We start from the raw sequence: 23,691 nt of genomic DNA on the forward strand, positions 1-23,691 counted from the left end.
AACGGTACAGCAAGAACTGAACTATACAAAGTTGACTGAACTGACGCGGTGCTCGAAGAGTCTGTCGCCACCCTGCCCCGGCCCCGCCCCGCCATCGCACGGCCTCCTCTACGATGTGTTGGGTAAATGACACATATTTGAAGGGACGTCGATGGCTACCTCGACATCGCCGCGCAAGGCGTACACCGACGAACACGGCATTGAGCGCGCCTCGAAGCAGCAGCAGGGCGGCTTTGAGGCGAAGGTGGAGAAGAAGTCTCCCGCCGCTGGCCATCTGCTGCGCATGAACGACCGTTTCGGCGCCCAGGGCGGCAACCAGATGGCCGCCGGCATCACGTACTTCTCGGTGCTGGCGCTGTTTCCGCTGCTGATGCTCCTGTTTGCGGGCCTCGGCTTTTTCTTGAGCGCCCGCCCGGATCTGATCCAGGACATCGAGGACCAGATCACCTCCGCCGTTGACGGGGACTTAGGTGAGATGCTCACCGAGTTGGTCAACGCGGCTATCGACCAGCGCGGCGCCGTCGCCGGCATCGGTTTGCTCACCACCTTGTGGTCCGGCCTTGGCTGGATGAACAACCTGCGCGTCGGAGTGTCCGCAATGTGGAAGGTGGACGCGAACGAAGGCGGCAACTTCGTCACCAAAAAGCTCGCCGACCTGCTCGGCCTGATCGTGCTGATCATCCTGTTCGTCGTCGCGGCGGGCGTGACCGCGGTGGGCCTGTCCAGCTGGACCAGTACCGCGATGGAGCGCCTCGGCGTCGGCGATTTCCCCGGCGCTCGTTTCGTGGTTTGGGTCGTGGGTTTTCTCGTCAGCGTGCTGGCCAGCTTCCTGGTCATGCTGTGGGTGAACATGTACATGCCGCGCACGAAGGTCCCGGCGAAGTCGGGGCTCAAGGGCGCGTTGCTCGGCGCCGTTATCTTTGCTGTTCTGCAGCAGTTCGCCGGCCTGGTTATCTCTTCTGCCACCGGCAACCCGGCGGGTGCGATCTTTGGCCCGATCATCACCTTGATGGTCATGCTGTACCTGATCTGGCGCGTGGTGCTCTACGTCGCGGCGTGGACCGCCACCACGGAGGAGTCGTTGGCCATGGCGCCGGCGGAGGTGCCGGAGCCGGCCGTGATCAACGTGCGCGCGGGGGCGGTGCGCAGCAGGGAAGAGTCCAATGCCACCGGCAAGGCGCTCGGTGTGGGCGCGGCGCTGGGCGCTATCGGCGTCGGCGTGGCTTCTCTGCTGTCCCGAGACTAAAAGCAGCGCACAGCGCGGCAAGCGCCAGCACTGCCGCCACAATCACATAGGACCACCAGCGGTTCCAGGCCGTCTCCTCCCCAGCCTCAGGCGCGGGGGTGGGGGCGGCCTCAGTCGTTGTCGGGGCGGGAGTGGTCTCCGCGGCTATAGCCTCAAGCTTGGCGACGGAGCTTCGCACCCCATACGCCTCGTGTAGAAGCATCTGCGCCTGTTCCCAGGGGCGGTGGTCGTAGGCGGCGGTGTCGAGCACGACGGCCACGAGGCGGCGGCCCTCGTGGTTGACGGCGCCGACGAAGGTGTGGTTCGCGTCGTCGGTGTAGCCGGTTTTTCCACCGATGCCGTCCGGGTCGTTGAGGTAGAGGTGGTTGTCGTTCCACAGCTCGAAGGGCGGCAGGTCATCGAAGCCGGGGAAAGTGTAGTGCTCCGTGTCTACGATGCGCGCAAACGTCGGGTTCGCAAACGCAGCGGAGTAGGCCAGGCCCATGTCCCAGGCGGAGGTGGACATGCCCGGGGTGTCGAGCCCGGAATAGGAGGTGGCGCGGGTGTCATTCATCCCCAGCTTCTGCGCCAAGGCGTTGATCTTTCCCAACGTGAGTTCGTCGCCGCCGAGCGCCTGGGCGAGCGCATGGGCGCAGTCGTTGCCGGAGGACAGTAGCAGGCCGGTGAGCAGGTCTTCGACGGTGTAGTCGCCCCCTTCGCCGATGCCGGCGGCGGAGCCTTCCTGGCCTGCGGACTCGGCGGAGACTTCGACCTTCTGCTCCAGCGGCAGCTCGTCGATCACGGTCAGCGCCAGCAGCACTTTGATGATGGAGGCGGGCCGGTAGCGCCCGTGTGGGTCCTTCATGGCCACCACTTCGCCGGAGTCCAGGTCGGCGACGAGCCAGGAGGAGGCCACGACACCGTCCGGGACGGTGTAGCCCTCGGCGGCGGTGACACCGCAAGGTCCGTCGTAAAGCACAGGCAGCGGGTCGGGGGCCGACGCGGCGCGCTCGGAGGTGGACACTGGCTCAGGCGGCCAGGTCGCCTGCGGGCAGTTGTCGGTGTCGGGGGCGCGGCCGCGGCTGGGAGGGATCCATTCGCCGGCGTCGTTGTAGTAGCCGACAGTGGGACCGCCGGTGGTGGTCTCTGTCGGAGTCTCGGCATCCTGGCCGAGTGCCGGCGCGGCCATGCACACGCTCAGACCGATCGCCGCGAGTGCCGTGCGCTTCATCTAGGACTCCTTCTGGTCGTAGCGGGCCGCCAGCCGCTCGATCAACTCGTCGGTCAGTGCTTCGTCGGAGAGAATGATATCCAGCATGTCGGCGTTCATCGCCTCCGTTTCTGCCGGATCCGGCTCTGCAGCCTCATCCTCGTAGGAATCGCCGGTGAGGTCCACACCGATGCCGTCGAAAAGGCTCTCGTCCTCCGCCTGATCCGCGGCCTCGGGTGCTGTTGTGCCCACTGCTTCTGCCAGCACCTCCGCGTCGATGGCGGGGAACTGGGTGGTGAATTCGGTAAGGAAATCATCGGCATCGCTGAACGCTTCTGCAGGGCGCTTGCCCTTGCGGATCTCTTCCTCGATGCGCCGCTGCAGCGCCTTTTCCATCTGGCGGTGGCGCCACGAGCGCACTCGGGTCGGCTCCAGCTCGCGCGCCACGGCACGGGACTTATTCTCCGCCTTGCGCGCCAGATGCACCACCTGGGTTGCAGTTGCGTTGACGGTGGTGTTGACCGGGGCGAACTCCGAATCCGTGGAGACGCGCCAGTTGCCCCAGTAGCCGAAGAGGAACAGTGCGAAACTCACAACTGGGCCCAGCACCATGCCGAGCGCGAGGAATCCGGTGGCGTTGCCCAGCAGGGTGATCACGGCGCAGGCCACCGCCGGGATGACGGTGGGCTGGTTGCCACCGAAGACGCTGGGCTCGCGGCCGGTGACCACGTCGCGGATCATGCCGCCGCCGGTGGCGGTGAATACGCCCATCATGATGGTGGGCAAGATGGGCAGGCCGTACTGGATGGCCTTGGATGCGCCGGTGGAGGCCCACAGCGCGGAAACGAGTGCGTCGCCGTGGGATTGCAAGATTTCCCAGGCGCGGCCTTTGAAGAAGGTGAACCGGGCGATCAACGCGCCGGTAAACGCCAAGACGAGGTACTCAGGCTGACTCATCGCCGCGACGGTGCCCTGGTTGATCAGCACGTCGCGCAACATGCCGCCGCCGAGGGCGGAGAGCATGGCGATGAAGAGAAACCCGACGATGTCGTAGCCGAGTTGGCGGGCCAGGGTGCCGCCGATGATGCCCATCAGCAACACACCCGAGATGTCCATCCAGTGATAGATGGAGCTGATGAGCGGGTCGACCTGGTCCACTGCCATAGTTGCGAATTGTAAAGGTGGCATGTTTGCCGGGCACGTCGGGGCTGCGGGAGACGAGCCCCTGGTGTCCATTTTTGGTCAGCAGGTCCGCCAGCGACTGTGGCCGAGCCTCAAGCACGTAAGCGAGTTCTTCTTGCGCAACCGGGTTACGCGCTAGAACTTGGAGAAGCGCTTGATCAGCTGGTTTTCCATCTCGGTCCAGGTTTCGGCTTTGTCCGTAAACGGAGCAGACGGCACGTAGCCGGCGGACTCGGTCGAGCCGAGCATGTACGCCAGGTAGTCCTGCATACGCGGGTTGGCCAGCAGCAGCGAGTTCAGGGAATCGTCCTGTGCCCAGTCTGCGGCGTCCGCGAGCAGCTCGTACGCCTTGGACATCTGCCTGGTGTCCACCGCGTCGGTGCCGCGGTTGATGTCGGCGGCGATGCCGTTGAAGGAGTAGGAGTTGTCCGGGTGGACCTCCACCTTCAGCTCACCGGCGTTGGCGGCGTTGATGAGGTCCTGCCAGGTGGACACACCGGCGAGGTCGTGGTCGTCGTTTTCCAGGATCCAGCGGCCCAGGTGCTTGGTGGACGGGAAGGTGAAGATCTCGCCGTACTTGCCCAAAAAGACGGGTGCGCCGCGCAGGTAGGTACGCAGGGTGTAAACGCTTTGGCCCTGGATGGAGATCTTGACCGGGTCGATGCCGGCGCGGCCCCAGGCGGAGGAGTCGTACGGGTCTTCCGCTGCCGCGCGGGCTTCTTCGTCGGCGCGGGCCTGTTCCTCTGCAGCCGTGCGGGCCTCGACGGCAGAAGCAATCGCGGCGCTGGCGGCCGCCACGCGGTCAGCGTCGAGCTCGCTGGTGTCCACGATGCGCACCGATTCGTCGAGTGACTTGACCACGTTTTCCCAGTTGGCCAGTACCACGCGGCCGACGCCGGACCATTCCGACAAGCCGTTTTCGCCCGCGTAGTGGTCGGAGCCGCGGGTGACGTTGCCCAAAATGGAGTGGGAGGCGAAGAAGATCTGCGCCTGCTCTGCGGAGGTGACATCCGCCAGCGAGCGCGAGATCTGGAACACCCGCGACAGCTTGGACACGTTGTCGTGGCTCGGGCGGCCAGCCAAAAATTCAGGGGCGCCGATGATGTCGTAGTACTGCTTGTCCGTGGGTACTACTCGGTCCTCGTCCTGCGATTGGAACTGCTGCCACTTGGGATGGTCCGCCAGGTCGTGGGCGGTGGTGGACTCCAGGTAAGCAAGCAGCTCCTCCGGGGTGTGGAACACCAGCACGGCCTGGTCGTCGCCGAGGAAGGCCTGCCACTGACTGCCCTTTTCTTTCCAGGTGGGTGCCCAAAGGGTGTAGAAGTCGCCCTCGGTCAGGGAGAGCTTGACGGGAAGAATCGCGCGCGTAGTCATGCGGCAAACCTTAGCCGGTCGGCCTCCAGAATCCGCAGAAGGTCATGCCGATATTTTCCGTGCGCACCGGGTTCATCTGTACGGGGCTGCCCGCCTCAATCATCATGCCGTCGCCCGCGTACATCGCGGCGTGGCCGGACCACAGCACCAGATCGCCCGGTTGCAGCTCGTCGTAGGACACCTGCCGGCCCACGGTCTGGTCTGCGGCCACTCGCGGGATGTCCACGCCAGCTTGCTGGTACGCCCAGGACGTCAGCCCGGAGCAGTCGAAACCGCCTGGCGCGGCCCCTCCCCACACGTACGGGACGCCAAGTTGGCTCTTGGCAGCTTCGACGGCGGCGGCGCCGACTGCTGAGCCCTCGCCTTCCATCGGCTCCGGTGCCGGCGGCGGGGCGGCGGCCTGGACCGGCTCCGGCTGTGCGGGCGGGGCTACGGCCGAGGCTGTTTTCACCACCGGTGGGGCGGGTGCGGGCGTTGCTGGAGCTGGCGGGGCGACCTGGGCGGCGAGGCGTTCGAGCTCGCCATGGGCCTTCTCGGTGGCGGCGCTGGGGCCTGGCATGACGCGGTTCGCCGCAGCGGCGGTTGCCTCCGATAACGGTTGGGCGATTGCCCCGAGGTCCGCCTCCAAGGTCTTGAGCACCTGCAACGCCGCGTTGAGGGCGTCTGCGATGAGTTCGGCCACGTAGGCCGCGGCGCCGAGCAGGCTCACCGGGGTGGCGGCGATGGCGGGCGTGGCGGCTGCCTTGCGGATCAGCTCTGCCGCGATTGTCCCCAGCTCGAAAGCAGCGGTGCCGATGAGCACGCCGCCGCGCAGCACCGCGCCGCCGATGGTTGCGCGGTAGTCCGCCAGCTCCGCTGCGGCACCGACACGGGAGGCACCAGAGGCGTTGGCCACCAGCGCCAGCGGGTCGAAGTCGTTGAAGGTGGGCATGCCGTAGCCGGGCAGGGCTGGAACGTCGAAGGGGAGCAGCGTGGCCAGCTTCGCGGCGGTTGCTCCCACGTCCAGGCCGAAGTCGAGCCACTTGTGGCCTGCTGCGCCGGCGAGCCCGTCGCTCAATTCACGCATCACGGTGTTCATAGCGTCGCCCTCAGCTGCTCGCAGGTGCAGCGGTCCACGGCCGCCGCGGCGTCCACCGTCAGGTCCATCACCGCGGCGATGCGGCGGGCTTCGGCGCGCAATGCTTCGGCATCGGTATTGGCTTTGCCGATGGCCGATTTCACTGTGGCGCTGAATTCGCCGAGGGGCCAGATGTCGGGCACGTTGACGTCGTGAAGCAACTGCAATTGGGCTGCGTCCTCGCGCAGCGAATCGGTCAGGGCGGATACGTCTGCGGAATCAATCTGGAAAACTGTCATGGCCATTGGACGCAGAAAACGCCGCCGCGGTTCCCTCGGAACAGAAAAATTATTTTCCCGCCCCCGCGCGTGAACTAGCATGAGCCGCATGGATATCACGGTTGTCAACCACCCCCTGGCCGCATCTCGCCTGACCATCATGCGCGACAAGCGCTCCAACAACGCCGCGTTCCGCGCTGCATTGGCGGACCTCGGCGCCATGCTCATCTACGAGGCGGCCCGCGAACTTGAGGTGGAGCAGTTCGACACCGAAACGCCGGTTGCCACCGCCCAGGGCGCGCGGCTGAAAAACCCGCCGATCATTGTGCCCATCATCCGCGCTGGTCTGGGCATGATCGACCCGGCGCTGTCGATGATCCCGGACGCGCAGGTGGGCTTTATCGGCCTCGCCCGCGACGAGCAGACCCACGAGCCGGTGCCGTACCTGGAGGCGCTGCCACACGACCTGTCCGGACAGCCGGTGTTCCTGGTGGATCCGATGCTGGCCACCGGCGGCTCGCTGCTGCACGCGATCGACTTGCTGGTAGAGCGCGGCGCGGACGACATCACCTGCGTTTGCATGGTCAGCGCGCAGCCCGGCGTGGACAAGCTTGAAGCGCACGGCGGCCCGATCCGACTGGTCACCGCGACCATCGACCCGTCGCTGAACGAGGACGCCTACATCGTCCCCGGCTTGGGGGACGCGGGCGATCGTCTCTACGGCCCCCGCAACATCGAGCTTTAAGCTTTTCGACGCACCTTCGGTAGCGCCCCGGCCAATCCCGCGCTACATTTCGTGGCGTAACTGACACGCGCTTCTGGGAGCGCTGAGACGGGGGAAACATGGGGGAAGTACTGCCGCAATCGCATTGGGCGAGCTACGCGTTAGGGCTGGGGGAGCGCGTGCGCGCCATCCGCCTGATGCGGGGGTTGAGCCAGACGCGCCTCGCTGAGCTGGCGGGGGTGTCGCGCTCGTTGATCTCGAATTTGGAGCGCAACGACTACAACTCCAAGGTGGCCGACCCCACCTTGAGCACTTGCTACCGGCTGGCCTCGGCGTTGCAGGTCCCGCCCGCGGCGCTGCTGCCCGGCGCGGCCGACAAGGTGGAGGGGTGTTTCGCGCTCGTGGACGTGGATGCGCCGGCGCCGATCAGGTTCCAATGGCCACGCAGTGCGCGCGATACCGCGCGGTTTCACGACACGTACCTGCGCCGTGGCGCACCCCTCGATACGCCTGCGTTCTAGGCGGCGGGTGCCGGCGACTTAGCGGTCGGCCTCCAAGACCTGCCCTTCCGGGGTGATGTCGACGTCGATGTCGCGCCATTCGATTTCCCAGTGGCCGTCGTCGAACTCGACCTCGGCTTCGCCGTTGTGCGCGGCGGCGAGGGCGGCGTCCACATCGGACTCGGTCACGCCCTCGTCCGCCATCTCGGCCCGGGCGGCATCGGTGTATCCCTGCACTGACTGCGGCAGCTCGCCTGCGGGTGCGGCTGCGAGAGCACCTGCCTCGTCGGCGGCGTTGGCCGGGGCATTGGCGGATTCAGACACTACGGAGGTCACCGTTTCGGCGGCTACCGCGGTGCCGCCAGCTTCAGTTTCGGGGGCGACCTGGTCGGCGGATTCGCCACATGCCGTGAGGCTGGCAAGCGCCAGGGTCGCGGCAACTGCAGTTGCACACGTCGTCCTGATAGTCATAGACACCAAGCTAACAAATCTTGTGCACCGCTTTGTCTACTTCGGTGAAGGTGCGCGTACACTCGGCTTGCACAACTAGGCATCACAGACTTCGAGGCATGAAAAGGGGAGCGCACGTGGATCTCGTGGACAACGTCGGAATCGCCGCTGCGGTCGATCACTGGTTCGCTGAGAACCAGGAGCGCGTGATTGGTTGGCGCCGCCACATCCACTCCCACCCGGAACTGTCCAACGAGGAGGTGGAGACCACCGACTTCCTTGTGGAAACGCTGGAGAGCTACGGCCTGCACCCCGTGCGCTTCCCGGGCACCGGTCTGTATGTCGACCTCGGTCCGTCCGAAGGCAAGCGCCTTGCGTTTCGGGCGGACATCGACGCGTTGCGTGTGCCGGAGCAAACCGGCCTGGGCTTCGCCTCCGCCAACCCTGGGGTGTCGCATTCCTGCGGCCACGACGTCCACACCACCGTCGCGCTCGGTTTGGCTTGCGCGCTTTCCACCATCGAGCTGGCGCACCCGGTGCGAGTGATCTTCCAACCGGCCGAAGAGGTCATGGGAGGCGGCGCGTTGGATGTTGTGAAGTGGGGTGGGCTGGAAAATGTCGCTGCCATTTACGCCGTGCACGCGGAGCCGCACATCAAGGTCGGGGAGATCGGCGTGCGCACCGGAGCGATTACTTCGGCGTCCGACGTGCTGCGCATTGAGGTGCAGGGCCCCGGCGGGCACACGTCCCGCCCGCAGCTGACCGCGGACGTGGTCTACGCCATGGGCGCGCTGATCACCCAGCTGCCGGGGCTGTTGTCGCGCCGGGTGGATCCGCGCACCGGCACGGTGCTGGTTTTCGGCCACGCGGAGGCCGGCGATGCCGCGAACGCGATTCCGAAGCGCGGCCTGCTCGAGGGCACCATCCGCACGGCGGACATCACCACCTGGCGCGAGATTGAAGATCTGCTCACGGACCTCATCGACCTGATCGTCGCCCCCACAGGGTGCACGTACCACCTGGACTATATCCGGGGCGTGCCGCCGGTGCTCAACGACGACGCGGCGACTGCCTTGGCGGTCGAAGCGGCCCGCGCGGTGGACCCGCAGTGCGTGGTTGCTGCGCCCCAGTCCAGCGGCGGCGAGGATTTCTCCTGGTACCTGGAGCATGTGCCGGGCGCGATGATGCGGCTGGGCGCTTGGAGCGGGGAAGGGCAGTGCCAGGATCTGCACCAGGGCAATCTGAACGTGGACGAGCGCGCAATCGGGGTGGGAGTGCGCCTGTTCGGCTCAATTGTGGAGGAGTACTTCCGCCCTGGCGAACAATAGGCGGACTCTGGGTACACTGTGACGCAGTTTGGCCTGTCCATGTGACCCCGTCCATTTGACCTAAGAGGAGTGCTGTTTTGTCCAAGAAGATTGTCATCATCGGTGGCGGCCCCGGCGGCTACGAGGCGGCGTTGGTGGCATCCAAATACGGGGCGGACATCACCATCGTCGAAGACAGCGGCGCGGGCGGATCGGCGATCCGCAAGGACGTCGTGCCGTCGAAGAGCTTCATCGCGGGCGCGAACATCAAGACGGACCTGCGCCGCGCGGACGATATGGGCCTCAACCACACGCTCGGCGACGCGACGCTGTCGCTGCTGGCGTTGAACGAGCGCGTGAAGGCGCTGGCGGAGAAGCAGTCCAGCGATATCCGCGAGCAGCTCGAGCGCAGCGGCGTGCGCTTCATTGAGGGGCGTGCGCGTTTCGCGGACGAGCAGACCGGCCACACCACCCACAACATCGAAGTCGATACGGCTGACGGTGCCACTGAGACCATCAGCTGCAACATGGTGCTGGTCTCTGCGGGCGCGAGCCCGCGCGTGCTCAAGGGGGCGGAGCCAGACGGGGAGCGCATCCTCAACTGGCGCCAGATGTACGACCTGCAGGAGCTGCCCACGCACCTGATCGTGGTCGGCTCGGGCGTAACTGGCGCGGAGTTCGTCTCCGCCTTCGCTGAGCTGGGCGTGAAGGTGACCATGGTCGCCTCCCGCGACCGCATTCTGCCTCACGACGACGCGGACGCCGCCGACGTGCTCGAGGAAGTGCTGGCGGAACGCGGTGTGCAGCTGGAGAAGGACGCCCGCGTGGAGCGTGTGGAAAACACCGGCGACGGCGTGGTCGTGCACACCACCGACGGCCGCGCGATCGAGGGGTCGCACGTGATGATGTCCATCGGCTCGGTGCCGAACACCGCTGACCTGAACCTGGAGGCCGCCGGGGTGGAGGTCACCCCGTCCGGCCACATTCACGTCGACCGGGTCTCGCGCACCAACGTTTCCGGCATCTACGCCGCCGGCGACTGCACCGACCTCATGCCGCTGGCATCTGTGGCCGCGCAGCAGGGCCGCATCGCCGTCGACCATGCGCTTGGCGACGGTGTGAGCCCGATCCGGTTGAAGACGGTGGGCAACGCCGTGTTCACCCGCCCCGAGATCGCCGCAGTGGGCGTGACCGAGCAGCAGATCCGCGACGGCGAGGTCGAGGCCGACATCTACAAGCTGCCGCTGGCGACCAACCCGCGTGCGAAGATGCGCTCGCTGCAGTACGGCTTTGTCAAGATCTTCGCCCGCAAGGGCTCCGGCCAGGTTCTCGGCGGCGTCATTGTCGCGCCGACGGCGTCCGAGCTGATCCTCTCGCTGACCATCGCGGTGACCAACAACCTCACCGTGACCCAGCTGGCGCAGTCCATGGCCGTCTACCCGTCGCTGTCCGGGTCCATCACGGAGGCGGCGCGCCGCCTGATCACCCACTCCGACCTGGACTAGCCGCCGGACCGCGGCGGCTTACGAGAATTGCCGGTGCCGAAGCGGGCGGAGATGACGTCGATGTCGTAGCGCGTCTCGGTCGCGGTGGCGAGCAGCTCCGTATACGGCATGGTCACGGCGGCCGCGTAATACTGGCTGGGGCCGTGGGGGTGACCTGGCGAGCCGAAGGGTCGTCCAAAAGCTGCGTAAGCGCCGCAATTTCGCCGGAATGCGCGAGGGCGCCGTAGTGGTAGGCCAGCTCGAAGCAATGCTGCGCCTCCGAGCACCCGGAAAAGGACGCCCAGAAGTGGGTGGAGATGTACGACATCATGGCCAAGACCATGCACGACAACACCTCCATCAACATCCGCCCGAACCTGGACTTCCCGTCGGGCCCGGCGTACTACATCCTCGGCTTCGACATCGAGTTTTTCACCCCGCTGTTTGTGATGAGCCGCATTACCGGCTGGACCGCTCACGTCATCGAGCAGTTTGAGAACAATTCCTTGATCCGCCCGCTGTCCGCCTACAACGGCCCAGACGAGCGCCACGTGCAGCGCTAGCGAGTTGTTACCCCCGAAACGCGGGCAGTTGCTTTGCGACGGCCCGCGTTTCGCCACCCCCGCGCATTCCCCCAAATCACTCCGCAAAAGATGTGATCTGTATTAAACTGCGGTTTGCAGTATGACCGCAAACCCTTCCTTTGTGAAAGGAAACCGATGAATCCGGATAACCTCCCGCTTCACGACCTGCCCGCCTTCAGCAAAATCCTGGTGGCGAACCGTGGAGAGATTGCCGTGCGCGCATTCCGCGCCGCGTTCGAGACTGGTGCTAAGACCGTCGCCGTGTACCCGCGGGAGGACCGCAACTCCTTCCACCGCCCGTTCGCCGATGAGGCAGTGCAGATTGGCGAGCAGGGCCAGCCGGTGAAGGCCTACCTGGACATTGACGAGATCATCCGCGCGGCCAAGGAGACCGGCGCAGACGCCATCTACCCGGGCTACGGGTTCCTCTCCGAGCGCGCCGACCTCGCCCGCGCCTGCCGCGACAACGGCATCAAGTTCATCGGCCCGTCCCCGGAGACTCTGGACCTCACCGGCGACAAGTCCGCCGCGGTGCAGGCCGCGGAGCGCGCCGGCCTGCCGGTGCTGAAGGATTCCGAGCCGTCCTCGGACCCGAAGCAGCTGGTGGAGTACGCCAAGGACTTCGAGTTCCCCATCTTTGTCAAGGCTGTCGCAGGCGGCGGCGGCCGCGGCATGCGCTTTATCGAGCGACCGGAGGACGTCGAAAAGCTCGCTGCTGAAGCCTCCCGCGAGGCCGAGGCCGCGTTCGGCGACCCGAACGTCTACATCGAGCGCGCCGTGATCCGCCCGCAGCACATCGAGGTGCAGATCATGGCCGACTCCCACGGCAACGTGGTGCACCTGTTCGAGCGCGACTGCTCCGTGCAGCGCCGCCACCAGAAGGTCGTGGAGATCGCGCCCGCGCAGCACATCACCGAGGAACAGCGCCAGCGCATCTGCCAGGACGCGGTGAACTTCTGCAAGGAGATCAACTACGAAGGCGCCGGCACCGTCGAGTTCCTCGTGGACGAAGCTGGCAACCACGTCTTCATCGAGATGAACCCGCGCGTGCAGGTGGAGCACACGGTGACCGAGGAAGTCACCGGCATCGACATCGTGAAAAACCAGATGTACATCGCCGCCGGCGCCAAGCTGGAGGAGCTTCACCTGACCCAGGACCTCATCGAGGTCAACGGCGCAGCACTGCAGTGCCGCATCACCACCGAGGACCCGGCAAACGGCTTCCGCCCGGACTCCGGCGTGGTCACCGGCTACCAGTCGCCGGGCGGCGCGGGCGTGCGTCTCGACGGCAACGTGGCCGTGGGCACCACCATCACCCCGAACTTCGACTCCCTGCTGGTGAAGATGACCTGCCGCGGCCGCAACTTCCAGGTCGCTGTCGACCGTGCGCTGCGCGCGCTCAACGAGTTCACCATCAACGGCCTGTCCACCAACATCGGCTTCCTGCGCGCCCTGCTGTCCGAGCCGGAGTTCCGCCACGAGCGCATCAACACCGGCTTCATTGCAGACCACCCGCACCTGCTGGAGGCTCCAGCCGCCGCGGATGACGCCGGCAAGATCCTCAACTACCTGGCGTCCGTGACGGTCAACCAGCCCAACGGCGCACGCCCGACCGACATCCGCCCGTCGAAGAAACTGCCGGATAACTCCTACGGCGACCTGCCGCGCGGCTCCCGCGACGAGCTGCTCGAGCTCGGCCCGAAGAAGTGGGCGGACAAGCTGCGCAACCAGACTGCGCTCGGTGTCACCGAGACGACCTTCCGCGACGCCCACCAGTCCCTGTTGGCCACCCGCGTGCGCACCAACACCCTGGTCGCGGCTGCGAAGCACGTCGGCCACCTCACCCCGCAGCTGACCTCCGTGGAGGCGTGGGGCGGCGCGACCTACGACGTGGGCATGCGCTTCCTCCACGAGTCGCCGTGGATGCGCCTGGACGAGCTGCGCGAGGCGATGCCGAACGTGAACATCCAGATGCTGCTGCGCGGCCGCAACACCGTGGGCTACACCCCGTACCCGGATTCGGTGACCAAGGCGTTCGTGCAAGAGGCCGCGACCTCCGGCATCGACATCTTCCGCATCTTCGATGCGCTCAACGACGTCTCCCAGATGCGCCCGGCGATTGAGGCGGTGCTGGAGACCAACACCACCGTCGCCGAGGTGGCCATGGCCTACTCCGGCAACCTGCTGGACCCGAACGAGGACCTGTACACGCTGGACTACTACCTCAAGCTCGCCGAGGAGATCGTGGAGGCCGGCGCCCACGTGCTTGCCATCAAGGACATGGCCGGCCTGATGCGCCCGGCCGCGGCAGCCAAGCTGGTCACCGCACTGCGCGAGCGCTTCGACCAGCCGGTGCACGTGCACACCCACGACACCGCGGGCGGCCAGCTGGCCACCTACATGGCGGCCGCCAACGCCGGAGCCGACGTCGTCGACGTCGCGTCCGCCCCGCTGGCCGGCACCACCTCGCAGCCGTCCATGTCCGCCCTGGTCGCAGCGTTCGCCAACACTGAGCGCGACACCGGCATCGACCTGCAGGCCGTCTTCGACATGGAGCCCTACTGGGAGGCCGTGCGCCAGGTCTACGCACCGTTCGAGTCCGGCATCCCGGGCCCGACCGGTCGCGTGTACAAGCACGAGATCCCGGGCGGCCAGCTGTCCAACCTGCGCACGCAGGCAAAGGCGCTGGGGCTGGAGGACCGCTTCGAGCTCATCGAGGACTACTACGCCGGTGTCAACGAGATCCTGGGCCGCCCGACCAAGGTGACCCCGTCGTCGAAGGTCGTCGGGGACCTCGCGCTGCAGCTGGTGGGCCAGGGCGTCAGCCCGCAGGAGTTCGCGGACAACCCACGCAAGTACGACATCCCGGAGTCCGTCATCGGCTTCCTGCAGGGCGAGCTGGGTACCCCTCCGGGCGGCTGGCCGCTGTTGCGCGAGAAGGCGCTGGAGAACCGCTCCGAGGTCGACCACACCGTGAACGTGCCGGAGGAGCTGGCCGCAGACCTGCAGTCTGAAGACCACGCCACCCGCCGCGCGGCGCTGGACAAGCTGCTCTTCCCGAAGCAGTACGCCGAGTACCAGGAGCACCTGCGCACCTACGGCATCACCGACCAGCTCGGCGACAAGGCGTTCTTCTACGGGCTGGAAGAGGGCGTGGAGACGATGATCTACTACGGCGAGATCGACGAGAACCGCCCGCCGCTGGTGGTCAGCCTCGACGCCGTGGGCGAGCCGGACGAGAAGGGCATGCGCCAGGTCATCCTCACCGTCAACGGCCAGGTCCGCCCGATCTCGGTGCGCGACGAGTCCGCGGAATCCACCGTCGCGGAGGTGGAGAAGGCCGACGCCTCCAACCCGGGCCACGTGGCCGCACCGTTCGCTGGCGCCGTCACCGTCACCGTGAAGGAAGGCGACGAGGTCAAGGCGGGCGACCCGGTGGCGTCCATCGAGGCCATGAAGATGGAGGCCGCGATCTCCGCCACCAAGGACGGCAAGATCGAACGAGTCGCGTTCACCCAGCCCACCAAGGTGGAGGGCGGCGACCTCGTGGTGGTTATCGCCTAGGGGCGCCTAAGCGGTGAAATCGTCCACGTCGACGGCCATGACATTGTCGTGGCCGTCGACGTCTTTGAAGCCGAACTTTTCGTAGCGGTGGCGCGCCCGGTCGTTGTCCGGGTCCACCCACAGCGCCACCTTCGGCGCACCCTGGCGCTTGGCCAAATCGACGGCGGCGCGCAGCAGCTTCACGGCGAGCTGGTTGCCGGCGTAGCGGTTTTCCACCGCGATGGCGATTTCAGGGATGTCGGGGGAGAGGTTCGCGTGGCCGTCGTCAGGCGACTGCCAGTAGCGCAGCCAGACTCCGCCCGCAGGCACGTGGAACTGGTCGAACGCCACGATGCCACTTTCGTGGTCCGGATCCCACTGGCCCACGTACGTCTCGGCGCCTTCGCGCTCGCTGTGGCCGACAGTGCCTGCCTCGTCGCCGAACACGTCGGCGAGGTAGTTCAGCCGCCGCAGATAGGTGCGGTCGGACTCGGTGGCTTCGCGGAGTTGGAACTCAGGTGTGTAATCCATGCGCACCACGTTAATCTTTCTCCATGCTTCGACGCATTTGCCTGACGACGACCACAGCCCTGGCCCTTGCCTGCCTCCCCTCATTCGCCGCAGCGGAGCCCGTCGTGGCCGATAAACCTACGACTGAGGCAACCACGCAGCCAGCGCCGGCAGCCCCGGTGGTCCGGCAAGGCGACTCGGTGACCGTGGTGGGCAAGGGGCTGTGCACCATCGCGTTCAATGACCTCAAACAGGGGGTCAGCTACACTGCCGGCCACTGTGGCGCCGAAGGCGACCGCGCCGTGGTGGCGAGCGCACAGGGCAACGCCACCGGCACGTTCCACCCCTCCTCAGCAATGGGGGAGCCCAGCACGTCCAACGACTGGGCCGTGATCCGCTGGGCGGACGGCGTGCAGCTGAAGCCGAACACCCTCTCCGGCGACAGCGTGGCGGAGCCGTCTCTGCTGCGCAGCGGAGACCCGGTCTGCGTCTACGGCGCCGCCAGCAAGAAAACCACCTGCGGCAGCTTCATCGGCGCGATAGGCAACAACATCTACTGGGACGGCCCGTCCGGCAAACCCGGCGACTCCGGCGGGCCCGTGTGGGTAGAAGGCAAGGGATTGCTGTCCATCTACACCGGTGTCAGCCTCGCGATGAGCGACGAAGTGGAAAAGGGGCGGCTCAACCGCAGCTCCGTGCCCAAAAACGGCCCGCAGGTCACTTCCGAGCAAGAGTTGGAGCTGCTGCTGCAGACCAAACGCATCACAACGCCGGTGACGCACGAGACGGCGGTGCCCGGCGGCGAGCCCACCCCGGTGGCAGAGCAGGGCAGTTCGGTCGGCACCGGCAGCTCCGGAAGCTCTGCGGTAGACGGCGGCGGGATCGCCGTGGCAGCGCTCATCGTGCTCGCCGGCGTGCTTCTTGCGTTGCCCGAGATTGTGAAGGTACTGCCCGTGGAGTACCGCGAGCAGCTCGCGCTGCCGAGCTAAAAACTACTTCAGCTCCATGAGCACGGCACCCTTGTTCACCTGACCGCCGACTTCCACAGCCAGGCCGGTGACCGTGCCAGCCTTGTGGGCCTTGACCGGGTTTTCCATCTTCATCGCTTCCAGCACCACCAAGATGTCGCCCTCGGCAACCTCGTCGCCTTCTGCCACGTTGACCTTGATCACCGAGGCCTGCATGGGCGAGGCCACCGCATCGCCGGACACCGCGGCCTTGCCGGCGCGACGCTTCTTCGGCTTCCGCTTGGCAGGGCTGGCCGCGACGAGCTCCTCCGGAAGGGCGACCTCAATGCGGCGGCCGTCCACCTCCACCGCGAAGGTGCGGCGGGCTGGCGCCTCGGTGACCGTGTCGTCCGTGTCGGCATCATCGGTGCCTTCCGGGGCTGCCGGAAGCGAGCCGTCCCACTCTTCTTCGATCCAGCGGGTGTAGACGCCGAAGCCGTCCGTGTCGCCCACGAATGCAGGGGTGTCCAGGATTGTCTGGTGGAACGGGATCACGGTGGGGAAGCCGGCCACCACGTACTCGCCGAGGGCGCGGCGGGCGCGCTCAATGGCCTGCTCGCGGGTCGCGCCGGTGACGATGAGCTTGGCCAGCATGGAATCGAACTGACCGCCGATCACAGAGCCTGCGCGCACACCGGAATCCACGCGCACGCCAGGGCCGGCCGGCTCGGCGTAGGCGGTGACAGTGCCCGGCGCCGGCATGAAGTTCGCAGCCGGGTCCTCGCCGTTGATGCGGAATTCGATGGCGTGGCCGTGGGGGACGGGATCGGCGTCGATAAGCAACTGCTCGCCACGGGCGATGCGGAACTGCTCGCGCACCAAGTCGATGCCCGTGGTGGCCTCAGTGACGGGGTGCTCCACCTGCAGGCGGGTGTTGACCTCGAGGAAGGAGAGCATGCCGTCGGAGCCCACGAGGTACTCCACGGTGCCCGCACCGAAGTAGCCGGCTTCACGGCAAATCGCCTTCGCGGACGTGTGGATACGCTCGCGCTGCTCGTCGGTGAGGAACGGCGCCGGGGCCTCCTCCACCAGCTTTTGAAAGCGGCGCTGCAAAGAGCAATCGCGCGTGCCCACGACCACGACGTTGCCGTGCTGATCGGCCAGCACCTGCGCCTCCACGTGGCGTGCTTTGTCCAGGTAACGCTCCACAAAGCACTCGCCGCGACCGAACGCCGCCGTGGCCTCGCGGGTGGCGGACTCGAACAACTCCGGGATCTCGTCGCGGGTGTAGGCGACCTTCATGCCGCGGCCGCCGCCACCGAACGCTGCCTTGATGGCCACAGGCAGGCCGTGCTCGTCCGCAAACGCGACGACCTCGTCCGGGCCGGAAACCGGGTCCTTGGTGCCCGGCGCCATCGGGGCCTGCGCCGCCTCCGCGATGTGGCGGGCGGTGACCTTATCGCCCAGCGCCGCAATCGCGGCAGGGGAGGGGCCGATCCAGGTCAGCCCAGCGTCGATGACCTTCTGGGCGAACTCGGCGTTTTCAGAAAGGAAGCCGTAGCCCGGGTGAATCGCGTCCGCGCCGGACTTCTGCGCCGCGGCGATGACCTTGTCCATATCCAGGTAGCTCTCGGCCGCCGTGGCGCCGCCGAGCGCGAAGGCCTCGTCGGCAAGCTGGACAAACGGCGCGTCCGCGTCCGGCTCGGCGTACACGGCGACAGACGCAAGACCTTCATCCAAGCAGGCGCGGATGACGCGCACGGCGATCTCGCCGCGGTTAGCCACCAGCACTTTGGTCACGCTTTTGGGTAGGTCAGTGGTCGCTGCTGTGGTAGGCACGAAGCAATCCCGTCCTTCAATCGGAAAAAATTAACCGTTACAAACGTCGGACAAACGTCGCACCATGTTACAGCGCCTCGGCGCTGACGCGCTTACTCGACCGTGTCGTCGCCGGCATTTGCGCCGGTTGCGGTATCCACGTCAGCCCCCTTGGCTACCGGCATGCGCACCATGTTGCCCCACTCGGCCCAGGAGCCGTCGTAGAGCGCGACGTTTTTGAAGCCGAGGATGTGCCTGAGCACGTACCAGGTGTGCGAGGAGCTTTCGCCCAGCTGGCAGTACACCACCGTCTCGGCGTCCTTGTCGAAGGAGGAATAGATCTTCTCGATGTCCTCCAAGGTGCGGAAACGGGCGTTGGGGAACACCGAACGGCCCCAGGGCACGTTCACCGCACCGGGGATGTGGCCCTGGCGCAGCGCAGGCGCGGACACGTCAGCGGGCTCCGGGTCTTCACCGAGGTAGTAGGCGGCGGGACGAGCGTCGATAAGCTGCGCAGGCTTCTTTTCCAAAAGCCCCGAGGCGAACGCGCGCAACGGCGCGTCCTGGCGCTCGACCACCGGGTAATCGCTCACCGGGTACTCCGGCACCACAAACGAGGTGTCGCGCTCTTCGCCCATCCACGCGTCGCGCCCGCCGTCGAGCAGACGCACGTCCGGGTGGCCGAACAGCTCAAAGACCCACGCGGTGTAGGCGGCCCACCAGTTGGAGGAGTCGCCGTAGATGACCACTGTGTCGTCCCGGTTGATCCCGCGCGAGCGCATCAGCTCCGCAAACGCTTCGCCGTCGATGAAGTCGCGCACCAGCGGGTCGTTGAGGTCGCGCTTCCAGTCAATGCGAACAGCACCCGGGATATGGCCGATGTCGTAGAGGAATGCGTCCTCGTCGCTTTCCACGACCTTCAATCCCGGCACACCCAAGCGGGCGGACAGCCACGCGGCGGAGACGAACTTCTCCGGGTGTGCGTAGTGCTGAAACTGCGGGGTGTTGTCGAGCTCGATGCCCATGGCGGCAACCTTTCTTGTCGCTCGTGTGCGGTTGGCAAACCACCGTCAACCATACAGAAACGAATGCGGTGCGCTTGATGCGTTTCGCCAAAATTTTCGGAGTTGTGAACTTGCACACTATCAAATCCCTCACCCGGTGGAACTCACTGCCTGGGGTTAAAGTTGAAGTCAGGAACACACTGGTTATCGCCCGTTGTTCTGGGTATCTGGCTTGCCCCGGCGGCCCCGGCATGTGCGGGCTGCGGGGCGCGACACATGAAAGGGACCAACCGTGCACAAGGCGATTGTTGTCTTCGAGGTCGAAGGCGGCTCCGACAAGTCCTTCGACGGCCACCGCAAGGACACCATGCCCATCGTTAACGCCATCAAGGAACAGGGCTGGCACTCCGAGGTCGTCTACTTCCGCCCCGAGTGGGCAGACGACCTGTTCACCTACGTCTCCGAGAACTTCGACGCCTACATTTCGCGCGTGAACCCGGGCAACATTCCGGGCGGCGAAAAGGGCTACTTCGACCTGCTCAACCGCCTGTCCGAGGCTGGCCTGGTGGGCATGTCCACCCCGGAGGAGATGATCTCCTACGGCGCCAAGGACGCCCTGGTCAAGCTGAACAAGACTGACCTCGTGCCGGAAGATACCGCCGCGTACTACGACGTGGAGGAGTTCCACGAGACCTTCCCGACCTCCCTGTCCTACGGCGAGCGCGTGCTCAAGCAGAACCGCGGCTCCACCGGTTCCGGCATCTGGCGCGTGCGCCTGGCCGACGAGTCCCTGGCCGAGTCCGTCGAGCCGGGCACCGCCCTGCCGCTGGACACCAAGCTCAAGTGCACCGAGGCTGTGGACAACCACACCGAGGAGCGCGAGCTCGGCGAGTTCATGGACTTCTGCGACCAGTACATCGTGGGCGACAACGGCATGCTCGTGGACATGCGCTTCATGCCGCGCATCGTCGAGGGCGAGATCCGCATCCTGCTGGTCGGCCCGCACCCGGTCTTCGTCGTGCACAAGAAGCCGGCCGAGGGCGGCGACGCGTTCTCCGCGACGCTGTTCTCCGGTGCGAAGTACACCTACCAGAAGCCGGAAGAGTGGCAGGAGCTGGTGGACATGTTCGCCGAGGCCCGCCCGGTCATCGCCGAGAACCTCGGCGGAGACAACATTCCACTGATCTGGACCGCGGACTTCATGCTCGCCGACGACGACGAAACCGGCGAGGACACCTACGTCCTGGGCGAGATCAACTGCTCCTGCGTCGGCTTCACCTCTGAGCTAGACATGGGCATCCAGGAGATGGTGGCCAAGGAGGCCATCAAGCGCGTCGAGGCAAAGCACGCCTAAGAGCGTTTTGCTTATCGACGTCTACAGCACTCAACCGCCCCGGCTCACCACAGAGCCGGGGCGGTGGTTTCTTCGGTGTTGGGTCGGTTGAGGCGGTGGGGTGGTGGGTTGGTGCCCCGTTGGGTCATGCCCGTTGGGCCCCGTTGGACGGACCGTATAGCAGCCGTGAGCCGTTGCTATACGGACTCGCCACTAACGGCGATGAGTTTCAACATGACCTGGGACAATGCGCGGTCAGCGCACTGATCGTCTAGCACCCCGAGGGGCACTGCTAGACGATCAGCCAGCGCGAGCCGCGTTACCCGGTGCTAGTTCAACAAGTAGCCGGACTGGTTCCACCGCTGGGTGAACGGTTCGGTGTCGCCGGCCACGGCCTGGACCGTGCCGTTGGCTGCGGTGAGATCCACGGTGAAGTGGTCGGTGATGCCTTCCGCAGTGGCGCCGCCGCGCTCGCCCCAGCTCAGGCGCAGCGTGGTGGGGTCGACTAGTTCGACGTTTTCTACCTCGGTGAATGCCCGCATGTCGCCGGCCGGCTGGCCGTCGACGTAAAGCGCGAGCCCGTCGGTGATGGATGCGGCCGTGCCCGCCGTGCGGTCCTCGTGGCCCAGTGAGCCGCGGAAGGTGATCCAGCTGAGCGGTGCGCAGGGATCGTAGTGGTTGTCGATGTCCTCGATCCAGTAGTTCGCGTCTGAACGGTGGTTTGCCGCCGGCATTCGGCCTGGGGCAGTGCCGGTGGCGTACTGCTGGCGCGGGTCGGGGTTGGGAATTGCGCAGTTGTCGGCCTCAGGAGCTGCCGCGGGCGCGGCGGCTGCTTCAACTTCTTCGGAGGTGGGCTGCTGTGCCGCGGCCTCGGTGACCGTCTTTTCCTGTGTGACCGTCTCCTGGGCAGCGGATGCGGCTGCTGATTCGGCGGCAGGGCTGGCGTCCTGGTCGGTCGCAGGGGTGTCGTTGGTGGCGCTGCACGACGCAATCGCGAGCGCCACAGGGACTGTGATGAGTATGCGGGTGGCTTGGTTGATTCGCGTCATACCTCGTTAGGGTAAAAGCTTTTCCACGCATTCCGGGTCTGCGTCGGAGAGCATCTGGCGGCAGCGGTCGTATTCAGCCTGGTCACCGATGACCTGTGAAGTTACTGCCAACATCGCGATGGCCCTCAGCACGCCCTGATTCGGCTCGTGCGAAGCCGGGACCGGGCCCCAACCTTTCCAACCGTTTGCGCGCAGGCGATCCAGGGAGCGGTGGTAGCCGGTGCGGGCGTAGGCGTAGGCAATAAGCTTGTCGCCGCCGTCGAGTTCACGCTCGGCGCGGGCGGCCCAGACTGCGGGGGAGTCGGGGTGGGCGAGCGCGGTGTCGTCTGCAAGCAGATCCTTGCCTGCGGCCGGGTCGGCGGGCAGCTCGATGGGCTTCGGGGCGAGCATGTCGTTAATTTCCATGGCCGCCAGGCTACTAGTTTGCTGGCAGCCTATGCCGGGATCGGCATTCGCAAATATTGTGGTGCGTAACCCGATGTGATCTAAGTCCCACACCGAGGAGCACCAATGGCTAGCCCGCTTTATATCGCCCAAAACGGCACCTACGAGGAGTTTCTGGAGGTCTATGACCCGGATGAGAATGATGCCACCGAGATGCTTCTCGGTGGTTTGATCAACCGCGACCCAGAGGCGCGCGAAAAGATCAGCAACGACATGCTGGACCGCGGCGCGGACCCAACGGTGGTGGATTACGGGAACAACACCGTCTCGTTGCTGCTGAGCAACGACGAGTACGGGGAGAGAGACGCGGCACTGCTGCAAAGGCTTATCGACGGCGGTGCCGACGTAAACCACCGCACCAGCCAGGGTGAGCTACCCCTGCGCTTGGTGTTGTTCTCCGGCACCGACGACGAGGACTGCAGAAGCATCTACGAAGTGCTGTTCGGTGCGGAAAATCTGGACTTGGAGCTGCCTTCCAACGTGCGCAACCCGATCAACACACTCGGCGGGTGGCTGCGGCTGAACGTGGAGAACCGCCCGGGCAAGCTCGACGTCCTGGACGAGTTTCTCAAGGCCAGAGGCTACTAGGAGGCGACTGTGGCAAGCCCGTTGTACACGGCCCAGGAGGGTACCTACGAGGAGTTCCTTGAGGTATTCGACCCGGACGCGGACGATGCCACGGACATGTTGTTTGCCGGGCTCACCAACAAGAATCCTGACACCCGTGCTGCGATCTGCAACGACATGTTGGACCGTGGTGGGGACGCTTCGTTTGTTGAAGACAGTCAAAACGCGCTGACTGTGCTGCTAGGCAGTCACCGCCATCTGGGGTCAGGTGATGCGGCGCTTGCGCAAAGGTTTGTCGACGGCGGCGCCGACGTGAACTACCGCGAACGACGTGGATCGCTGGTGGCGCAGCTGGCGGTTGAGATCCGGGTGGACGACGACGAGCAGCGTCGACCGCTCTATCAGGCCCTGTTTGGGTCAGGTGAGCTGGATCTGGACCTGCCATACAACGTGCACGACCCGGTCATGAGCATCGGGGAGTGGCTGCGCATGAACACCGACCACCGTCTGGAAAAGCACTATGTCCTCGATGAATTCTTGAGAAGCAGAAGTTACTAGAAGGAGAGAAAACAATGGCTAGCACGCTGTATGCCGCCCAAAACGGCACCTACGAGGAGTTTCTGGAGGTCTACGACCCGGAAGCGCACGATGCCACGGAGATGCTCCTCCGCGGTTTGATCAACCGCGACCCGGAGGCGCGCGAAAAGATCAGCAACGACATGCTGGACCGCGGCGCCGATGCGACGGTGGTGGATTACGGGCAGAACACGTTGACGCTGCTGCTCAGCCACGACCGGCTCGCTGAAGGCGACCCGGCACTGGCGCAGCGGCTTATCGACGGCGGCGCCGACGTGGATTTCCGAAACAGCGGCGGCGATGTGCCCATTCGGCTGGCAATTCGTATCCGCGTCGACGACGACGAGCAGCGCCGCCCGCTGTACGAGGCATTGTTCGCTGCAAACGTGGATTTGGACGAGCCGTCGAGTGTCCGCAACCCGATAAACACGATCGGGAAGTGGCTGCGCATGAACGTGGACGGGCGCCCCGGCAAACTCGATGTCCTGGACGAGTTTCTCAAGGACAGGGGCTACTAGGAGGCGG

23 protein-coding genes and 1 pseudogene are annotated in these 23,691 nt (G+C 65.8%); 12 read left to right on the plus strand and 12 right to left on the minus strand.

All coding sequences use genetic code 11. The features are described 5' to 3' along the window. Positions 1-151 precede the first annotated feature (151 nt). Positions 152-1,246 carry a YhjD/YihY/BrkB family envelope integrity protein gene (locus CFOUR_RS02290; RefSeq protein WP_085957695.1) on the plus strand — a complete coding sequence of 365 codons (1,095 nt, stop codon included), beginning with the start codon at positions 152-154 and terminating at the stop codon, positions 1,244-1,246. Here CFOUR_RS02290 and CFOUR_RS02295 read toward each other — a convergent pair. The 5 genes from CFOUR_RS02295 to CFOUR_RS02315 form a co-directional block, all read right to left on the minus strand. After that, positions 1,206-2,456 (minus strand): D-alanyl-D-alanine carboxypeptidase family protein, encoded by a 1,251-nt coding sequence (locus CFOUR_RS02295; protein WP_230471815.1) that lies wholly within the window; start codon positions 2,454-2,456, stop codon positions 1,206-1,208. The two genes, CFOUR_RS02290 and CFOUR_RS02295, sit on opposite strands and share 41 nt — an antisense overlap. Next, positions 2,457-3,599, minus strand: a complete 1,143-nt coding sequence (locus CFOUR_RS02300) for a TRIC cation channel family protein (protein ID WP_179154828.1) — start codon at positions 3,597-3,599, stop codon at positions 2,457-2,459. It abuts the gene before it with no gap. Positions 3,600-3,752: 153 nt separating this feature from the next. Next, positions 3,753-4,991 carry a SatS C-terminal domain-containing protein gene (locus tag CFOUR_RS02305; protein WP_085957696.1) on the minus strand — a complete coding sequence of 413 codons (1,239 nt, stop codon included), beginning with the start codon at positions 4,989-4,991 and terminating at the stop codon, positions 3,753-3,755. Between the two features lie 10 nt (positions 4,992-5,001). Continuing rightward, complete coding sequence (locus tag CFOUR_RS02310; protein ID WP_290179822.1) at positions 5,002-6,057, minus strand: C40 family peptidase; 1,056 nt, start codon at positions 6,055-6,057, stop codon at positions 5,002-5,004. 8 nt (positions 6,058-6,065) lie between these two features. After that, positions 6,066-6,347, minus strand: coding sequence for a hypothetical protein (locus tag CFOUR_RS02315; RefSeq protein ID WP_290179824.1), 282 nt, complete (start codon positions 6,345-6,347; stop codon positions 6,066-6,068). 88 nt (positions 6,348-6,435) lie between these two features. On the opposite strand from CFOUR_RS02315, the gene upp reads away from it, so the two are divergent. Then, positions 6,436-7,071, plus strand: a complete 636-nt coding sequence (gene upp, locus CFOUR_RS02320) for a uracil phosphoribosyltransferase (RefSeq protein WP_085958445.1) — start codon at positions 6,436-6,438, stop codon at positions 7,069-7,071. Positions 7,072-7,169: 98 nt separating this feature from the next. Continuing rightward, positions 7,170-7,571: a helix-turn-helix transcriptional regulator gene (locus CFOUR_RS02325; RefSeq protein WP_085957698.1), complete on the plus strand. Its 402-nt coding sequence runs from the start codon at positions 7,170-7,172 to the stop codon at positions 7,569-7,571. Positions 7,572-7,589: 18 nt separating this feature from the next. Here CFOUR_RS02325 and CFOUR_RS02330 read toward each other — a convergent pair whose 3' ends face one another. Next, positions 7,590-8,021 carry a hypothetical protein gene (locus CFOUR_RS02330; protein ID WP_085957699.1) on the minus strand — a complete coding sequence of 144 codons (432 nt, stop codon included), beginning with the start codon at positions 8,019-8,021 and terminating at the stop codon, positions 7,590-7,592. A 98-nt stretch (positions 8,022-8,119) separates the two neighbouring features. On the opposite strand from CFOUR_RS02330, the gene CFOUR_RS02335 reads away from it, so the two are divergent. Together CFOUR_RS02335 and CFOUR_RS02340 are read left to right on the plus strand one after the other, a co-directional pair. Continuing rightward, on the plus strand, positions 8,120-9,328 hold the full coding sequence (locus tag CFOUR_RS02335; RefSeq protein WP_085957700.1) for an amidohydrolase: 1,209 nt from the start codon (positions 8,120-8,122) through the stop codon (positions 9,326-9,328). A gap of 77 nt (positions 9,329-9,405) precedes the next feature. Then, on the plus strand, positions 9,406-10,812 hold the full coding sequence (locus CFOUR_RS02340; protein ID WP_085957701.1) for an NAD(P)H-quinone dehydrogenase: 1,407 nt from the start codon (positions 9,406-9,408) through the stop codon (positions 10,810-10,812). Between the two features lie 112 nt (positions 10,813-10,924). Here the strand turns inward: CFOUR_RS02340 and CFOUR_RS02345 are convergent, their stop codons facing one another. Further along, positions 10,925-11,122, minus strand: coding sequence for a hypothetical protein (locus CFOUR_RS02345; protein ID WP_179154754.1), 198 nt, complete (start codon positions 11,120-11,122; stop codon positions 10,925-10,927). Between CFOUR_RS02345 and CFOUR_RS02350 the strand changes: the two are divergent. Next, positions 11,091-11,354: pseudogene (locus CFOUR_RS02350) on the plus strand (citrate/2-methylcitrate synthase); the annotation flags it as partial. The gene CFOUR_RS02345 and the pseudogene CFOUR_RS02350 sit on opposite strands and share 32 nt — an antisense overlap. A gap of 156 nt (positions 11,355-11,510) precedes the next feature. Next, complete coding sequence (locus CFOUR_RS02355; RefSeq protein WP_290179830.1) at positions 11,511-14,939, plus strand: pyruvate carboxylase; 3,429 nt, start codon at positions 11,511-11,513, stop codon at positions 14,937-14,939. Positions 14,940-14,945: 6 nt separating this feature from the next. Here CFOUR_RS02355 and CFOUR_RS02360 read toward each other — a convergent pair whose 3' ends face one another. Further along, positions 14,946-15,449: a GNAT family N-acetyltransferase gene (locus tag CFOUR_RS02360; RefSeq protein WP_085958446.1), complete on the minus strand. Its 504-nt coding sequence runs from the start codon at positions 15,447-15,449 to the stop codon at positions 14,946-14,948. Between the two features lie 23 nt (positions 15,450-15,472). Between CFOUR_RS02360 and CFOUR_RS02365 the strand changes: the two genes are divergently transcribed. Continuing rightward, positions 15,473-16,417, plus strand: coding sequence for a chymotrypsin family serine protease (locus tag CFOUR_RS02365; RefSeq protein ID WP_143339013.1), 945 nt, complete (start codon positions 15,473-15,475; stop codon positions 16,415-16,417). A 3-nt stretch (positions 16,418-16,420) separates the two neighbouring features. Here the strand turns inward: CFOUR_RS02365 and CFOUR_RS02370 are convergent, their stop codons facing one another. Beyond that, a complete protein-coding gene (locus CFOUR_RS02370) occupies positions 16,421-18,214 on the minus strand; it encodes an acetyl/propionyl/methylcrotonyl-CoA carboxylase subunit alpha (RefSeq protein WP_085957704.1) in 1,794 nt (597 codons plus the stop codon). Positions 18,215-18,306: 92 nt separating this feature from the next. Then, the gene (locus CFOUR_RS02375; RefSeq protein WP_085957705.1) at positions 18,307-19,218 is read right to left on the minus strand and encodes a sulfurtransferase; all 912 of its coding nucleotides are present in this window, start codon (positions 19,216-19,218) and stop codon (positions 18,307-18,309) included. Between the two features lie 271 nt (positions 19,219-19,489). Between CFOUR_RS02375 and CFOUR_RS02380 the strand changes: the two genes are divergently transcribed. Next, positions 19,490-20,551: a Cj0069 family protein gene (locus CFOUR_RS02380; RefSeq protein ID WP_085957706.1), complete on the plus strand. Its 1,062-nt coding sequence runs from the start codon at positions 19,490-19,492 to the stop codon at positions 20,549-20,551. Between the two features lie 308 nt (positions 20,552-20,859). Here CFOUR_RS02380 and CFOUR_RS02385 read toward each other — a convergent pair whose 3' ends face one another. Then, positions 20,860-21,579, minus strand: coding sequence for a hypothetical protein (locus CFOUR_RS02385; protein ID WP_085957707.1), 720 nt, complete (start codon positions 21,577-21,579; stop codon positions 20,860-20,862). 6 nt (positions 21,580-21,585) lie between these two features. Next, positions 21,586-21,984 (minus strand): DUF3151 domain-containing protein, encoded by a 399-nt coding sequence (locus CFOUR_RS02390; protein ID WP_085957708.1) that lies wholly within the window; start codon positions 21,982-21,984, stop codon positions 21,586-21,588. 105 nt (positions 21,985-22,089) lie between these two features. On the opposite strand from CFOUR_RS02390, the gene CFOUR_RS02395 reads away from it, so the two are divergent. The 3 genes from CFOUR_RS02395 to CFOUR_RS02405 are packed head-to-tail and all read left to right on the plus strand — an operon-like array spanning position 22,090 to position 23,684. Then, complete coding sequence (locus tag CFOUR_RS02395; RefSeq protein WP_085957709.1) at positions 22,090-22,611, plus strand: ankyrin repeat domain-containing protein; 522 nt, start codon at positions 22,090-22,092, stop codon at positions 22,609-22,611. A 9-nt stretch (positions 22,612-22,620) separates the two neighbouring features. Further along, positions 22,621-23,148, plus strand: a complete 528-nt coding sequence (locus tag CFOUR_RS02400) for a hypothetical protein (RefSeq protein WP_085957710.1) — start codon at positions 22,621-22,623, stop codon at positions 23,146-23,148. A 14-nt stretch (positions 23,149-23,162) separates the two neighbouring features. Next, positions 23,163-23,684 (plus strand): hypothetical protein, encoded by a 522-nt coding sequence (locus CFOUR_RS02405; protein WP_085957711.1) that lies wholly within the window; start codon positions 23,163-23,165, stop codon positions 23,682-23,684. Positions 23,685-23,691: the final 7 nt, after the last annotated feature.

Source organism: Corynebacterium fournieri (assembly GCF_030408775.1).
Taxonomy (GTDB): domain Bacteria; phylum Actinomycetota; class Actinomycetes; order Mycobacteriales; family Mycobacteriaceae; genus Corynebacterium; species Corynebacterium fournieri.